This is a genomic window from Dechloromonas agitata is5 (assembly GCF_000519045.1).
Classification (GTDB): domain Bacteria; phylum Pseudomonadota; class Gammaproteobacteria; order Burkholderiales; family Rhodocyclaceae; genus Azonexus; species Azonexus agitatus.
The window spans coordinates 602,822-618,635 of sequence record NZ_KI912532.1 but is presented as its reverse complement, the minus strand read 5'-3'; the positions used below and the strand labels follow the sequence as shown (position 1 = coordinate 618,635).

The window sequence follows — 15,814 nt, the reverse complement described above, 5'->3', positions numbered from 1 at the left end:
AGTTTGGCCCGGACACGACGCGTGGCCTGGCAAATCACTAAAAGGCTATTTAAGTGCCAAAAATATTAATCTGTGGTGATTTGCTTGTCAAATTTATGCGATTTGGTTTCAGGCGCTGTCGCCGGACCAAGTGACGGTGGCCAGGAACAGATACCCGGCCCCATAGACCGTCTTGATGAAGGCTGGACTGTCGGCATCGGGTTCGAGCTTGCGGCGCAGGCGGGAGATGCGGACGTCGATGGCGCGGTCGGTTGGCGCCAGGTCCCGGGTGCCCATCAGCTTCTCGCGCTGCAGGATGCGATTGGGGTGATTGACGAAAACCTTGAGCAGTTCCGATTCGGCGGTGCTCAGCGCATGTTCCTCGCCGCTGGGCGCAGTCAGCCGGTTGTTGGCCAGATTGAAGCGCCAGCCACCAAACTCGGCGATCTGGCGGGCCGGGGCCTCGCTGCCTTCGCGGCGGCGGACGATGCTGCGCACCCGAGCGACCAGTTCGCGCGGTTCGAACGGTTTCAGCACGTAGTCGTCGGCGCCCAGTTCGAGGCCCATGACCCGGTCGCTGACATGGGCGCGGCCGGTCAGGATCAGGATGCCGCAGGCCGACTGCGCCTTGACGCGCTGCATGGCCTCCAGGCCGTCCATGTCGGGCAGGCCGAGGTCGATGATGCAGAGGTCGGGGGCCAGCGCGCGCAGGCGGCGCAGCAGGTCGCCGGCGCTGCGGCACCACACGGTGCGAAAACCGAAATCGCCGAGTACCTGCTCGATGATCTTGGCGACATCCGGGTCGTCCTCGACGATGGCGATCAGCTTGGTGGTTTCCATTTCTTTCATCCTGAAGGTCTATTTCACCGCAGAGTGGGCGGAGGAGGGCAGAGCAAGGCAAAAACCCGGTCGTTCCGCCGGGTGCCTCCTTGCCCCGGGGTGAAGGTCGTGCTCATGTCCGTTCCCGTTTCGCGCGCTGCAGGGCGTGGGCGAGGTCCTGGCGGACGAAGGGCTTGGCCAGCACGGGCAGGTCGTTGGCCCCCTCGGCGGCGGCCTCGTCGGTATACCCGCTCATCAGCACGATGCGCATCGCCGGGTGGCGTTCCAGCACGGTTTCGGCCAGCTGCCGACCGTTGAGGCCGCCGGGCATGATGACGTCGCTGACGACGATGGCGATGTCGAGGATCTGGTCGATCATGTCCAGTGCCTGCCGCCCGTTCTCGGCCTCGATCACCGGGTGGCCGAGGTCGATCAGCTGCTGCCGTACGACGCGGCGGACGTTGGGTTCGTCCTCGACCAGCAGGACCAGTTCGCCGCCGTGCGGGAGATCGCTGTCCTCGCCCGGCAGGTTGGCCTCCGGTTCCGGGATTGCCTGCGGCAGGACGAGTAGCACGGTCGTTCCCTGGCCCGGCTGGCTGTGGATGGTCACGCCGCCGCCCGATTGCTTGGCGAAACCGTAAGCCATGGCCAGCCCGAGGCCGCTGCCCAGGCCGAGGCGCTTGGTGGTGAAGAAGGGTTCGCAGGCGCGGGCCAGCGTCTCGGCATCCATGCCGCAGCCGTTGTCGGCGACCTCGATCAGCACGTAGCGGCCGGGCTTGACGTCGAAGGCGGTGGCATCGGCGTCAAGTTCGACGGCACGCGCCGCGATGTGCAGGCGGCCACCTTGCGGCATGGCATCGCGCGAATTCAGCGCAAAGTTGAGCAGGGCACTTTCCAGTTGCCCGGGGTCGACCAGGGTGTGGATGCTGGCTCCGCCGAGATCGGTGGAAACGCTGATCGATTCGGGCAGCGAGCGCCGCACCAGTTTGGCCAGGCTGCCGATCAGCTGGCCGATATCGACGACCTGCGGTTCCAGCGGCTGTTGGCGCGAGAAGGTGAGCAGGCGCTTGATCAGCTGCACGCCGCGGCGGGCCGACTGCAGGGCGGGCTCGACGAATTCGTTGAGCTCGGCATCGTCCGGCCGGTGGTCTTGCAGCGCGGCGAGGTTGCCGATGACGACGGTGAGCAGGTTGTTGAAGTCGTGGGCCAGGCCGCCGGTCAGCTGGCCGATGGCTTCCATCTTCTGCGCCTGGAGTAGCGCCGCCTGCATGCGCTTCTGTTCGGTGATGTCGTGCGAGAAGACGAAGAAGCCGAGGGTTTCGCCCTCGGCGCTGATTTCCGGGACCAGGGTGCTTTGCGCATGGACGGTCTGCCCCTGGCGCTGCATCTGGTACTCGTAGGTGACCTGCTGACCGGAGAGGGCGCGCTTGACGGAATCCTTCACCTGGCCATAGACCTCGGGGCCGATCACGTCGAGGACGCCGCGGTCGGTCACGCCGCCTTCCGGATGGCCGTACCAGTCCGAATAGCCCTTGTTGGCGTAGCGATACACCTCGTCCTTGTCGACGTAGCCGATCAGGATGGGGATGGTGTCGTTGATCAGGCGCAGACGGGCCTCGCTGCGGCGCAGGGCGGCGGCGATCCGTTCGTTTTCCTCGTTGGCCTTGCGCAGGTTGGCGAAGGTGTTTTCAAGCTGGGCGGTACGTCGGCGGACGCGCTCCTCGAGCTGGATGTTCTGGTGCTCGGTCAGGTGCTCGATGTAGCGCTGCTCGGTGACGTCGCTGTACAAGGTAACGAAGCCGCAGTGCGGCAGGGGTTCGCCGCGCAGCAGCAAGACCTTGCCGTTCGGCCGCTGGCGCTCGGTGACATGCGGCGCGAAATTGCGGGCGGCGGCGACGCGCTGGGCGATCTGGATTTCCTTGTCGCCCGGGCCATATTCGCCGCGTTCGGCGTTGAAGCGGATGAAGCCCTCGAAAGGCGCACCGACATAGGCCAGCTGGTCAGGGAATTCAAGCAGGTCGAGGAAGGTCCGGTTCCAGGCCACCAGCCGCAGATCGCCGTCGAAAACGGTGATGCCCTGGTCGAGCAGGTCGAGGCCGGCCTGCAGCATGTCATAGCGCTGGCTGGGGTCGGTGGCGGTGGTTTCGGGCGGCATCGGGCGATTCTAGTGCAGGCGAAACGATGCAATCTGGAGCGTAACGATTCGTTACATTCTGCCAATAGTTGCGCAAGGGTGTTTTGCCATTCTCCTCGAAAACATAAGCACGGTAATGGGCGCGCACCGCAGACGTTCGCCTGGGCCGGGCAACAACTTGCCCCAACGAGAACAGCACACTCGGCAAGCAAACGTGAGGAGATTTACCTTGGTTAACCCGTACACCGTAGGGCTGGACCGGAATCCGGCCAACTATGTCCCGCTGTCGCCGCTGACCTTCATCGAACGGTCGGCCTTCATCTATCCGAAGCGCGTTTCCGTCATCCAGGGTGCCCGCCAATACACCTGGAAGGATAGCTACGACCGCTCCCGCCAGCTGGCCTCTGCCCTGAAGGGGCGTGGCATCGGCAAGGGCGACACCGTCGCCGTGATGCTGCCCAACACCAACGCGATGTTCGAGTGCCATTTCGGCGTGCCGATGGTCGGTGCCGTGCTCAACACGCTGAACACCCGCCTCGACGCCGAGGCCATCGCCTTCATGCTGACCCATGGCGAAGCCAAGGTGCTGATCACCGATCCGGAATTCTCGAAGGTCATCAAGGCCGCGCTGGAACTGCTCGAAGGGCCGAAGCCGCTGGTCATCGACAGCCTCGATCCGGACTATACCGAAGGTGAGTCGCTGGGCGAGAAGGACTACGAGGCCTTCCTCAACGAAGGTTCGCCCGACTTCGCCTGGCAGCTGCCGGAAGACGAATGGGATGCCATCGCGCTGAACTACACCTCGGGCACCACCGGCAACCCGAAGGGCGTCGTCTACCACCACCGCGGCGCCTACCTGAATTCGGCCTCGAACATCATTTCCTGGGGCATGCCGCCGCACTCAGTCTATCTGTGGACGTTGCCGATGTTCCACTGCAACGGTTGGTGCTTCCCGTGGACGCTGGCCGCCAATGCCGGTACCAGCGTCTGCCTGCGCAAGGTCGATCCTGCGCTGATCTTCGACCTGATCAAGGAGCACAAGGTCAGCCACATGTGCGGCGCACCGATCGTGTACGGCATGATGATCAACGCCCCGGAAAGCCTGCGCCAAGGCATCGAGCATCAGGTCAACGGCCTGATCGCGGGTGCCGCCCCGCCGGCCGCCATCATCGAAGGCGCCCAGCGCATGGGCTTCAACATCACCCACGTCTATGGCCTGACCGAAACCTACGGCCCGGCCGCTGTCTGCGCCAAGCAGCCGGAATGGGATCGCCTGCCGATCGACCTGCAGGCGGCTCGCAACGGCCGTCAGGGCGTGCGCTACCACATGCAGGAGGCGATCACCGTCCTCGACCCGGTGTCGATGGAGCCGGTGCCCTGGGATGGCGAGACGATGGGCGAGATCATGTTCCGCGGCAACCTGGTGATGAAGGGTTACCTGAAGAACGAGAAGGCTACCGAGGAGTCCTTCGCCGGCGGCTGGTTCCATACCGGCGACCTGGCCGTCGTACATAGCGACGGCTACGTGAAGATCAAGGATCGCTCCAAGGACGTGATCATCTCCGGGGGCGAAAACATCTCGTCGCTCGAGGTCGAGGATGTCCTCTACCGCCATCCGGCCGTCGTCGCCGCCGCCGTCGTCGCCAAGCCCGACGAGAAGTGGGGCGAGGTGCCGGCCGCCTTCATCGAGCTGAAGGCCGATGCAACGTGCACGGAAGCCGAGATCATCGAGCACTGCCGCGGCCACCTGGCCCGCTTCAAGGTGCCCAAGCAGGTCGTCTTCGGCGAACTGCCCAAGACCTCGACCGGCAAGATCCAGAAGTACGTCCTCCGCCAGCACGCCCAGTCGGCCCTGGCCATCGAGTAGTCATTAGTCGCTAGTCGCCGCTTGTTAGCTCGCCATGGCTGACGACTAGCGACAGCGCCCACACAATTAAAGGAAACCCGCCCATGAGTACCTATACCGCCCCGCTGCGCGACATGCAGTTCGTCTTGAAGGAAATCGCCGGCCTGGAAGAAATCTGCGCCCTGCCGGGTAATGAGGAAATGTCGGTCGATCTGGCCGAGTCCATCCTGGAAGAAGCCGCCAAGTTCGCCAGCGGCGTGCTCGATCCGATCAACCGCGGTGGCGACACCGTCGGCTCCGTCTGCAAGGACGGCGTGGTGACCACCGCGCCGGGCTTCAAGGACGCCTACGCGCTGTTCCGCGACAACGGCTGGAACGCCATGCCCTTCGATGCCGAATACGGCGGCCAGGGCCTGCCGGCAGCCGTCACCATGGCGGTCAATGAAATGTGGAAGTCGGCCAACATGGCCTTCGCGCTGTGCCCGATGCTGACCGGCGGCGCCATCGAAGCCATCGCCCACCACGCGTCCGACGAGCTGAAGCAGAAGTACCTGCCAAAGATGGTCGAAGGCACCTGGACCGGCACCATGAACCTGACCGAGCCGGCCGCCGGCTCCGACCTGGCCGCGATCAGCAGCAAGGCGAAGAAGATGGACGACGGCACCTATCGCGTGTCCGGCACCAAGATCTTCATCACCTGGGGCGAAAACGATGTGGCCGAGAACATCGTCCACCTCGTGCTGGCCCGCCTGCCGGATGCGCCGCCGGGACTGAAAGGCATTTCGCTCTTCCTGGTGCCGAAGTTCCTGGTCAACGACGACGGTTCGCTCGGCGCCCGCAACGACCTGATCTGCGCCTCCATCGAGCACAAGCTCGGCATCCACGGCAGCCCGACCGCCGTCATGTCCTACGGCGAGAAGGACAATTGCGTCGGCTACCTGATCGGCGAGGAGAACAAGGGTGTCGGCTACATGTTCACGATGATGAACCACGCCCGCGTCAACGTCGGCCTGGAAGGTGTCGGCATCGCCGAGCGCGCCTACCAGCATGCCCTGTGGTATGCCCGCGAGCGCGTGCAGGGCGCCATCATCGGTGACAAGTCCGGCGAGAAGAAGACCATCCTGCACCACCCGGATGTCCGTCGCTTGCTGATGGAGTGCAAGGCACGCACCGAAGCCATGCGCACGCTGGCCTATTACGCGGCTGCTCAGATCGACAAGGCCAAGGCCGGCATCGACGGCGCCCAGGCCCGCATCGACCTGCTGACCCCGGTGGTCAAGGGCTGGAGCACCGAGCAGGGTGTCGAACTGTCTTCGACCGCGCTGCAGGTCTTCGGTGGCGTCGGCTTCGTCGAGGAAACCGGCGCCGCCCAGTACTACCGCGATTCGCGCATCACCACCATCTACGAAGGCACCACCGCCATTCAGGCCAACGACCTGGTCGGCCGCAAGCTGGCCCGCGAGAAGGTGCCGGGCGCCGCCATGAAGGCGCTGATCGCCGAGATGAGCACCGATGCCGAAGCCATCGCCGGCAACGCCCAGCTGGCCGGTATCGCCGCCAACCTGAAGGCCGGCATCGCCGCGCTGAACAGCACCGCCGACTGGATTCTGGCCACCTACGCGACCGATCCGGCCGCCGTGCATGCCGGCTCCGTGCCCTTCCTGAAGCTGACCGGCATCGTCGTCGGTGGCTGGCTGATGGGCAAGTCGGCCCTGGTTGCCGCACAGCGTATCGCCGAAGGCAGCAGCGACGGCTACTACACTGCCAAGCTGGCCACGGCTGCTTACTTCGCCGCCCACCAGCTGCCCTTCGCCGCCGCCTACGCGGCCGAAGTGACCGGCGGTGGTGCGTCGACGCTAGCCCTGGCCGAGCCGCTGTTCTAAGGCCATGACCATGCGTACTGATCGCGATGCGATGGAATACGACGTCGTGATCGTCGGCGGCGGCCCTTCGGGGCTGTCTGCCGCGATCCGGCTCAAGCAGCTTGCCGAACAGGCTGGCAAGGAATTGTCCGTCTGCCTGCTGGAGAAGGGCTCCGAGATCGGCGCCCACATCCTGTCCGGCGCGGTGATCGAGCCGCATGCGCTGAACGAGTTGTTCCCGGACTGGCAGGAGCGCGGCGCGCCGCTCAACACCCCGGCCGCCGACGATCGCCTGGTTTTCCTGACCGAGGGCGGTTCGTTCAAGCTGCCGACCCCGCCGCAGATGGCCAACCACGGCAACTACATCATCAGCCTGGGTAACTTCTGCCGCTGGTTGGGCGAGCAGGCCGAGGCACTCGGCGTCGAGATCTACCCGGGCTTTGCCGCCGCCGAGGTGCTCTACCACGAGGATGGCTCGGTCAAGGGCGTCGCCACCGGCGACATGGGCGTCGGCAAGGAAGGCGAGCAGACGGCCAACTTCCAGCCGGGCATGGAACTGCATGCCAGGCAGACCATCTTTGCCGAAGGCTGCCGTGGTTCGCTGACCAAGGCGCTGTGGGCGAAGTTCAACCTGCGCGACGGCGTCGATCCGCAAACCTACGGCATCGGCATCAAGGAGTTGTGGGAAATCGATCCGGCCAAGCACCAGCCGGGCCTGATCATGCACACCGTGGGTTGGCCGCTGCAGAGCGACACCTACGGCGGTTCCTTCCTCTATCACCTGGAAAACAACCTGGTGGCGGTCGGTTTCGTCGTCGGCCTCGACTACAAGAACCCGTGGCTGTCGCCGTACGAGGAATTCCAGCGCTACAAGACGCACCCGGCCATCCGCGGCTTCTTCGAGGGAGGACGGCGCATTTCCTATGGCGCCCGGGCGCTGTCCGAAGGCGGTTTCCAGTCGGTGCCCAAGCTGACCTTCCCGGGGGGCGTACTGGTCGGTGATACGGCCGGTTTCCTCAACGTGCCGAAGATCAAGGGCACGCACATGGCCATGGAGTCCGGCATCGTCGCCGCCAAGGCGGTGTTCGAGCATCTGCAGAAGGAAAATGCCGGGGCGGAAGCGACCGAATACGCCGAGCAGATCCAGCAGAGCTGGCTGTGGGCCGAACTGCACCAGGTGCGCAACATCCGTCCCGCCTTCAAGTGGGGCTTGTGGGGCGGCTTGGCCTACGGGGCGGTCGATACCTTCCTGTTCGGCGGCAAGGCGCCGTGGACCCTGCGTCACCACGACGACCACAGCCAACTGGGCGACAAGAAGGCCTACCCGAAGATCGAGTATCCGAAGCCGGATGGCAAGCTGACTTTCGATCGTCTGTCGTCGGTCTTCCTGTCGGCGACCAACCATGAGGAAAACCAGCCCTGCCACCTGCGCCTGAAGGATGCGTCGGTGGCGATATCGGTCAATTACGCGAAGTTCGGTTCACCGGAAACGCGCTATTGCCCGGCCGGGGTGTACGAAATCCTCGGTGAGGAAGAGGGCCGGCCGCGCTTGCAGATCAACGGGCAGAACTGCCTGCACTGCAAGACCTGCGACATCAAGGACCCGACCCAGAACATCGACTGGTCGGTGCCGGAAGGCGGCGGCGGGCCGAACTATCCCAACATGTAAGAACACCTGACGCCCGGCCGGGCCTTGCTCAGGCCGGGCGCAGCATTAAAAAGCAGAACCAGAGAGCAGCGCAGCTTCAAATCAATCGGAGTTTCCAGGAGGTCTCATGTCTCAAGAAAGTATCCAGGTGAAGATTCGGAATAATCCGAAGTTTGCCGAAATGGTCGGCAAGCGCACGCGCTTTGCGGTTTTGTTGTCGCTGATCGTGCTGGTGCCGTACTACGCCTACATGGCCATGGTTTCCCTGCAGCCGCAGGTGTTTGCGACCAAGATCGGCGAAGGTAGCGTGATCACCATCGGCTGGCCGGTTGCCGCCTTGATCGTCGTCGTCGGCTGGCTGCTGACCGGGGTTTATGTCAGTCGTGCCAATGGCGAGTTCGATCGTCTCAACGAGGAAATCCTGAAGGAGGCCCGCAAATGAAGCGTTCGATCAGTGCATTGATCGCCGGCAGCCTGCTGGCCGTCTCCTTTGCTGTCTTTGCGGGGCCGGGGGCCATCGAAGGCGTCGAGAAGCAGCCGGTCAACGTCAGCGCCATCGCCATGTTCCTGGTCTTCGTCATCGCCACGCTGGGCATCACCAAGTGGGCGGCCGGCAAGACCAAGTCGACGGCTGACTTCTACACCGCCGGCGGCGGCATCACGGGTTTCCAGAACGGCCTGGCCATCGCGGGCGACTACATGTCGGCCGCGACCCTGCTCGGCATTACGTCGATGGTCTATTTCAAGGGCTACGACGGCTTCATCTACGCCGTCTGCTTCTTCATCGGCTGGCCGATCATCCTCTTCCTGATGGCAGAGCGCCTGCGCAACCTCGGCAAGTTCACCTTCGCCGACATCGCCTCCTACCGTCTCGACCAGAACCGGATCCGCACCTTTGCGGCGATCGGCTCGCTGACCGTGGTCTGCTTCTACCTGATCGTGCAGATGGTCGGCGCCGGCCAATTGATCCAGCTGCTCTTCGGCCTGGAGTACAACGTGGCGGTGGCCGTGGTCGGTATCCTGATGATGGTGTACGTCACCTTCGGCGGCATGACGGCAACGACCTGGGTGCAGATCATCAAGGCCTGCCTGCTGCTCGGCGGTGGCATCTCGCTGATGCTGCTGACGCTGGCCCAGTTTGGCTGGTCGCTCGACACCCTGTTCGGCAAGGCGATCGAATCGCACAAGATGGGTGAGAAGCTGATGGCCCCGGGTTCGCTGATGGCCGATCCGGTTTCCGCCTTCTCGCTGTCGCTCGGCCTGCTCTTCGGTACCGCCGGCCTGCCGCACATCATGATGCGCTTCTTCACCGTGCCCAACGCCAAGGAAGCCCGCAAATCGGTGTTCTACGCCACCGGCTTCATCGGCCTGTTCTTCCTGGTCACCATCATCCTCGGCGCCGGTGCGATCACCATCGTCGGCACCAACCCGGCCTTCTTCGAGGGCGGTCAGGTCGGCGGCAAGCTGATCGGTGGCGGCAACATGCCGGTCATGCACCTGGCCAAGGCGGTTGGCGGCGACGTTTTCCTCGGTTTCCTGTCGGCCGTGGCCTTCGCCACCATCCTGGCCGTCGTGTCGGGTCTTGCCTTGGCCGGTGCATCCGCCATCTCGCATGACCTGTATGCCCGCGTGATCATGAAGGGGACGGCATCCAGCCAGCAGGAAATGAAGGTGACCCGCTATGCGTCGGTCTTCCTTGGCCTCACCGCCATCGGCCTGGGTATCGCCTTCAAGGACCAGAACGTGCTGTTCCTCGTCGCGCTGGCCTTTGGCGTCGCTTCCTCGGTCAATTTCCCGGTGTTGATCCTCTCCATGTACTGGAAGGGCCTGACCACCCGTGGCGCGCTGTGGGGCGGCATTGCCGGTCTGGTGTCCGCGGTCGGTCTGGTCATCCTGTCGCCGACCGTGTGGGTCAAGATTCTCGGTAACAAGGCTGCCATCTTCCCGTACGACCATCCGGCCATCGTTTCCATGTCGCTGGCCTTCTTCGTGACCTGGCTGATGTCGGTTACCGACAAGAGCGCTCGGGCAGCGAAGGAAGCCGAAGCGTACGAGGAGCAGTTCATCCGTGCCCAGACCGGCCTCGGTGCCGCTGGCGCGCATGCACACTAAACCACTCTGCGGGTGAGACTTCGGAGAACAGCACCGTCGTCTCGTTCCTTTTCGGGAGCCTTCGGGCTCCCTTTTTTTCAGCTGCTATGACATTTGTGTAGATTTGGCAACTATTACTAATTCTGCAATCGATTTTGCGATATCCTATGCAGTCTACATGAGTGAACTCCCAATCACCGACGTGAGAGAAAAGATGGCTGAAGCTGGAAACAGTCGGCTGCCCGGGTTGCTGGGCAAGCTCGGCAAGATGACCTCGATCCGCGACACCGAGGTGCTCGAGCAGAGTTTGTTGCGCACGCTGGGGCCGTTGCTCGGCGTGCTGGATACCTCGCTGTACCGTACTGACGAACAGCAGAACATGGTGCGCGTCATCAACTACCATCGTTCCAAGGTGATCGAGGCCGACGGGGTGGCGCGCATGGTCGAGCGGGTCGAGGAGGTGTCGCGCCTGAACGATCTGCCGGCCGAAGTCATTGCCCTGACCGACAATGTGCGCCTGCTCGGCAAGCCCTGCACGCGCAAGGTGGGCAAGGAACTGCTGGTGGCCTATCCGCTGTTCGGCGGCAACGATGTCTGCGGTTATTTCGTCTTCCAGCGCGACCGCGAGGTGCAGGCGGCTGAGGACGCGACCATCCGCGGCGTCCTGGAGGTGTTTTCCAACTATTACGCATTGCTCGACATCAGCCAGCGCGACCGCCTGACCGGCCTGTTCAATCGCCAGGCACTGGAGGGCAGCTTCGAGCGCATCTGGCGCGTGCTCGGCCGGCCCGATCACTTTGCCGAACGCGAGGATGGCCGTCGTACGCTGCCCGGCGAAAACTACTGGCTGGCGGTGATCGACATCGACCACTTCAAGAGCATCAACGACCGTTTTGGCCACATGGTCGGCGACGAGATCCTGCTCCTCGTTTCCCGCCTGATGACCCAGACTTTCCGCAGTTCGGACCTGCTCTACCGCTATGGCGGCGAGGAGTTCGTCGCGATCATCGCCGCCGACAATGCCAAGATCGCCCGCAACGTCTTCGAGCGCGTCCGGCTGGCCATCGAGGCGCATGTCTTCCCGCAGATCGAGCGCCTGACGATCAGTATCGGCTATTGCCAGGCCGTGCAGGACGTCCTGCCGGTCGAGGTGCTCAGCCGGGCCGACCGCAGTCTGTACCAGGCCAAGCAGGATGGTCGCAACCGCACCTATTCCTACCACGACCTGCTGGCCTCCGGCGTCTTCCAGGAACAGGTCTGCGCCGAGGCCGAGTTCTTCTGAGGCCTCCCTGCAGAAACGACAAAGGCCGCCCTGGGGCGGCCTTTGTCGTTGACCGGCAGCCTACTTATTGGTCCAGCCGTACATCTTGTCCTTGTTCATCTTGTTGCTCCACGGCAGGCCACTGTTCTGCCAGCCGTTCTGCAGGCGGAAACCGGCCTGCGGGCCTTCCTTGATCACCGTGCCCTGAAAGCCGTTGATCACGTAGCGCGCGTTGACCAGGCCGTTGTCGCGCAGGTATTCGGCGCTTGGCTGGCCGCGCTCGCTGCCCGAGCGGCACATCGTGATGATCTCGGTGTCTTCGCCCCAGCCGCGCTTGGCCAGTTCGGCCTTCACGTCGGCGACGAAATTCGGGTTGTAGTTCGGCTTGTAATTGCCGCGCTTGTCATCCCAGGTCGTGCGGTCGACGATCAGGTAGGGAATGTTGGCATGCACCACATCGGTGAAGCCGACGAACATGATTTCGATCGGGTCCCGCACGTCGATGAACAGCACCTTGGTGTTGGGCTGCCTGACCTTCTCGTAGGCCTCCTTGGCCGAGATGCCGAGCTCGGTGGCGTGGGCGGCAAGGGTTAGAAAGCCGAGGGTAACTGCGGCGATGAAGCGTTTCATGGTTCCTCCTCCTGATCTTGTTGAAACCATTAGATTACTTGAATATTCGAATTTGCTGTGACGTGGTGCTGGCTTAACCGGAAAGGCGTGGCGGCTCGAACAGCGAGCGGATTTCCACCCGCTTGATGGCCGGATGATCCGGCACGGCGTACATCACATCGAGCATCATCTCCTCGAAAATGCCCCGCAGGCTGCGTGCACCGGCCTTGTATTCGATCGCCAGTTCGGCAATCTGCTCGAAGACCGGCGGCGCCACGACGAGCGCCACGCCATCGGCCGCCAGCATGGCCTGGAACTGCTTGTAGAGGGCGTTCTTCGGCTCGGTCAGGATGCGCACCAGCATGTCCTGGGTCAGCTCGTGCAGACGGGTGACAATGGGCAGGCGGCCGGCGAACTCCGGGATCAGGCCGAATTCCAGCAGGTCGGTCGGCTTGATGCGGGCGTTCAGGCGTTCGAGGATTTTCTGATCGTCGCCGCTTTGTGTCGCGATGAAGCCGAAGGTGTGCGTCTGGGTCAGGATGTGGTCGAGGCCGACGAAGGCGCCGCCGCAGATGAAGAGGATCTGCGTGGTGTCGATCAGTTGCCCGTTCTTGAGCTTGACCGGCGCGCCTTCCATGATCTTGAGCAGGGCGTGCTGCACGCTTTCGCCGGAAGTGGCGCGGGCCTGGCCGTCCACCGCCTTCAACTTGTCGACTTCATCAACGAAGACGATGCCGCGCTGGGCCTTGCGCAAATCGCCGCCGGCCCGGTCGAGCAGGCGGTGCAGGATGGCCTCGATCTCGTCGCCGACGAACTGCGTCTGGGCCAGCGACGTGGCATCGGCGGTGACGAAGGGCAGGTCGAGGATGCGCGACAGGGTTTCGCAAAGCAGGGTCTTGCCGCTGCCGGTCGGCCCGATGAGCAGGATGTTGCTCTTGGTCAGCTCGACCTCGCCCCCCAGGTTCTGTGCCATGCGCCGGAAATGCCCATGAACGGCGACGGCCAATGTCTTCTTGGCGGTTTCCTGGCCGATCACGTGCTCGTTGAGGCGGGCGACGATTTCACTGGGCTTGAGCTGAATGGACATCGGGGCATTCCTTGACGGTAATGCCCCGATGCTATGCCGGTTTGCACCGGCCGGTAAAGGCGCCCACGGCGCTTTTGCGTCAGCCCTTTTCGGGCAGTTCGATCTTCACTTCCAGCACTTCGTAGCGATCCTGCTTTTCCAGCGAGACGCGGATGTCGTCCGGATTCACTTTCACGTACTTGGAGATGACTTCGATCAGTTCGCGTTGCAACTGCGGCAGGAAGTTGACGGCGGAAGCGCCGTCGCGTTCGTGGGCGATGATCAGTTGCAGGCGCTCCTTGGCCACTGCAGCGGTTTTCGGCTTGTTGCCGAAGAGCATGGAGAGCAGCGACATCTCACTTGCCTCCGAACAGGCGCTTCAGCAGGCCGGGTTTGACGTAGTCCACGAAGCGCAAGGGCTTCGGCTCGCCAAGGAAGCGGCCGATGACGTCCTGGTAGGCCTCGGCCGCATCGGTTTCCTTCTGGTGGATGACCGGCGAGCCCTGGTTGGAAGCCTGCAGCACTTCTTCCGATTCCGGAATCACGCCGAGGATTTCGACGCGCAGGATTTCCTGGATGTCCTTGTACGAGAGCATCTCGCCGGCTTCGACACGGGCCGGGTTGTAGCGGGTGATCAGCAGGTGCTCCTTGACCGCTTCGCGGCCTTCCAGCGCGCGGCGGGACTTGGCCTGCAGGATGCCGAGGATGCGGTCCGAGTCGCGTACCGAGGACACTTCCGGGTTGGTGACGACGATGGCTTCGTCGGCGAAGGTCAGCGCCATCACGGCGCCATGTTCGATACCAGCCGGCGAGTCGCAGATGATGTAGTCGAAGCCCATGTGCGTCAGGTCCTTCAGGACCTTCTCGACGCCTTCCTCGGACAGCGCATCCTTGTCGCGCGTTTGCGAGGCGGGCAGCACGAACAGGTTGTCGCAGTGCTTGTCCTTGATCAGCGCCTGGTTGAGCGTCGCTTCGCCGTTGATGACATTGATCAGGTCATAAACGACACGGCGTTCGCAGCCCATGATCAGGTCGAGGTTGCGCAGGCCGACGTCGAAGTCGATGACGGCGGTCTTGAAGCCGCGCAGGGCGAGGCCGGTGGAAAAGCTGGCGCTGGTGGTCGTCTTGCCGACGCCGCCCTTGCCGGAAGTCACGGTAACGATACGGGTCACGTTGGGTTCTCGCTGGGGAGGTTATTGAATTGGAATGGATTTTACCTGAGTGCCAGCGGCGCGATGTGCAGGCGCTGCTGTTCGCCATCGCCGGCTAGCGATACGGTGGCCGGCTGGCGGGCCAGGTCGGCCGGCACGCCGGACTCGAAGGTGCGGTAGAGGCCGGCCACGGAAACCAGTTCGGCTTCCAGGCTGGTGGTGAAGATACGCGCCGCCTTGTCGCCGCTCGCCCCGGCCAGGGCGCGACCGCGCAGCGGGGCGTAGACGTGGATGTTGCCGTCGGCGATCACCTCGGCCCCGGCACTGACCATGGCGGTGACGATCAGGTCGCAACCCTTGGCATAGAAGCGCTGGCCGGAGCGCAACGGCTTGTCGAGGGTGATCGTGCGCGGCGGTGGCTCGGCGGGTGCGGCGGCAAGCGGGGCCGGGTGCGGCGGAGTCTCAACGACCGGGGCCGGCTGTGGCTCAGGAGCCGGCGCGGCTTCCGCTGGGCGCGCCTTGCTCGGCCGGCTCAGCGCATCGGCGCTGATCGCCGGCAGTCCGGCCGCTTCGGCCGCGGCCGCGAGCCCATCCGGCAGGCCGAGGGTTGCCGCGGCATGCAGGCCGGAGGCGCGCAGCAACTGGCGGATTGCCGCCCAGTCGGCCGTTTGCGGCAAATCGCCGGCCTGACTGAAGTCGAGCACCGCCAGATCGTTCTCGAAAAAATCCGGGCTGTTGCCGGTCAGGTCGGCCAGCGCGGCGTGCAAGACGGCGAGGTCGGTGGTACGCACCTGCGCCTGAATGATCTTCAGCGCGGTGCCCTTGAATTGGATGGGTGAGTCTTTGGCCATGCCTGCTGCGGTACTGCGAAGGGGAACGCATTATCCCACAGGCCATGCGGCGCCTCGTCTCAATTGCGTGACGGCGGGGCCGGAAATACAAACGCCCCGGGTAGGCCCGGGGCGTCGTGCTGTGTCAGGCGCTTACTTGGCGGCCGGGGCAGCAGCCGGTGCTACCGCGGCCGGCGCTGCGGCTGCTGGAGCGGCTTCGGACTTGGCGGCCTTGCTCGCCTTCTTGGTCTGCTTTTCATGCTTCTCGTGCTTTTCGTGAGCCTCATGCTTGGTTTCCGCTTTGGCTTCGACCTTGGCGGCTTCGGCCTTCACCGGTTCGGCGGCTTTCGTTGCCTCGGTCTTCTTTTCCGCTGCGGCCGGCGCAGCTGCGACGACCTTGGCAGCCGGAGCGGCAGCCGGTGCCGGGGCCGCGGCGCCCTGGGCGAAGGAAGCGGAAGCGAAGCCAGCGGCAACGGCGAGTGCGATAACGGTCTTGATCATTTTGAATCTCCTGAAAG

14 protein-coding genes are annotated in these 15,814 nt (G+C 63.8%); 6 read left to right on the top strand and 8 right to left on the bottom strand.

The window, feature by feature from the left end:
• Window positions 1–108: 108 nt before the first annotated feature.
• Both K420_RS0103075 and K420_RS0103070 read right to left on the bottom strand, forming a co-directional pair.
• Window positions 109–819 (bottom strand): response regulator, encoded by a 711-nt coding sequence (locus tag K420_RS0103075; protein ID WP_084019733.1) that lies wholly within the window; start codon window positions 817–819, stop codon window positions 109–111.
• A 112-nt stretch (window positions 820–931) separates the two neighbouring features.
• Complete coding sequence (locus K420_RS0103070; RefSeq protein ID WP_027456760.1) at window positions 932–2,953, bottom strand: PAS-domain containing protein; 2,022 nt, start codon at window positions 2,951–2,953, stop codon at window positions 932–934.
• 208 nt (window positions 2,954–3,161) lie between these two features.
• On the opposite strand from K420_RS0103070, the gene K420_RS0103065 reads away from it, so the two are divergent.
• The 6 genes from K420_RS0103065 to K420_RS0103040 all read left to right on the top strand — a co-directional run bounded on the left by K420_RS0103065 (window position 3,162) and on the right by K420_RS0103040 (window position 11,661).
• Window positions 3,162–4,799 (top strand): acyl-CoA synthetase, encoded by a 1,638-nt coding sequence (locus tag K420_RS0103065; protein ID WP_027456759.1) that lies wholly within the window; start codon window positions 3,162–3,164, stop codon window positions 4,797–4,799.
• Window positions 4,800–4,882: 83 nt separating this feature from the next.
• Complete coding sequence (locus K420_RS0103060) at window positions 4,883–6,661, top strand: acyl-CoA dehydrogenase family protein (protein WP_027456758.1); 1,779 nt, start codon at window positions 4,883–4,885, stop codon at window positions 6,659–6,661.
• 4 nt (window positions 6,662–6,665) lie between these two features.
• Window positions 6,666–8,309, top strand: coding sequence for an electron transfer flavoprotein-ubiquinone oxidoreductase (locus K420_RS0103055; protein ID WP_198293784.1), 1,644 nt, complete (start codon window positions 6,666–6,668; stop codon window positions 8,307–8,309).
• A gap of 106 nt (window positions 8,310–8,415) precedes the next feature.
• Window positions 8,416–8,730, top strand: coding sequence for a DUF485 domain-containing protein (locus K420_RS0103050; protein WP_027456756.1), 315 nt, complete (start codon window positions 8,416–8,418; stop codon window positions 8,728–8,730).
• Complete coding sequence (locus K420_RS0103045) at window positions 8,727–10,400, top strand: cation acetate symporter (RefSeq protein WP_027456755.1); 1,674 nt, start codon at window positions 8,727–8,729, stop codon at window positions 10,398–10,400. The genes K420_RS0103050 and K420_RS0103045 overlap by 4 nt, the downstream gene beginning before the upstream one ends.
• Window positions 10,401–10,593: 193 nt before the next feature.
• Window positions 10,594–11,661, top strand: a complete 1,068-nt coding sequence (locus K420_RS0103040) for a GGDEF domain-containing protein (protein WP_027456754.1) — start codon at window positions 10,594–10,596, stop codon at window positions 11,659–11,661.
• 60 nt (window positions 11,662–11,721) lie between these two features.
• Here the strand turns inward: K420_RS0103040 and K420_RS0103035 are convergent, their stop codons facing one another.
• The 6 genes from K420_RS0103035 to K420_RS17935 form a co-directional block, all read right to left on the bottom strand.
• Complete coding sequence (locus K420_RS0103035; RefSeq protein ID WP_027456753.1) at window positions 11,722–12,270, bottom strand: rhodanese-like domain-containing protein; 549 nt, start codon at window positions 12,268–12,270, stop codon at window positions 11,722–11,724.
• Between the two features lie 73 nt (window positions 12,271–12,343).
• A complete protein-coding gene (clpX, locus tag K420_RS17940) occupies window positions 12,344–13,336 on the bottom strand; it encodes an ATP-dependent Clp protease ATP-binding subunit ClpX (protein WP_035854438.1) in 993 nt (330 codons plus the stop codon).
• 79 nt (window positions 13,337–13,415) lie between these two features.
• The gene (gene minE / locus K420_RS0103025) at window positions 13,416–13,670 is read right to left on the bottom strand and encodes a cell division topological specificity factor MinE (protein WP_027456752.1); all 255 of its coding nucleotides are present in this window, start codon (window positions 13,668–13,670) and stop codon (window positions 13,416–13,418) included.
• 1 nt (window position 13,671) lies between these two features.
• The gene (minD, locus tag K420_RS0103020) at window positions 13,672–14,487 is read right to left on the bottom strand and encodes a septum site-determining protein MinD (protein ID WP_027456751.1); all 816 of its coding nucleotides are present in this window, start codon (window positions 14,485–14,487) and stop codon (window positions 13,672–13,674) included.
• 41 nt (window positions 14,488–14,528) lie between these two features.
• The gene (minC, locus tag K420_RS0103015) at window positions 14,529–15,317 is read right to left on the bottom strand and encodes a septum site-determining protein MinC (protein WP_027456750.1); all 789 of its coding nucleotides are present in this window, start codon (window positions 15,315–15,317) and stop codon (window positions 14,529–14,531) included.
• Between the two features lie 132 nt (window positions 15,318–15,449).
• On the bottom strand, window positions 15,450–15,797 hold the full coding sequence (locus K420_RS17935) for a hypothetical protein (protein WP_035854436.1): 348 nt from the start codon (window positions 15,795–15,797) through the stop codon (window positions 15,450–15,452).
• Between the last annotated feature and the right edge of the window lie 17 nt (window positions 15,798–15,814).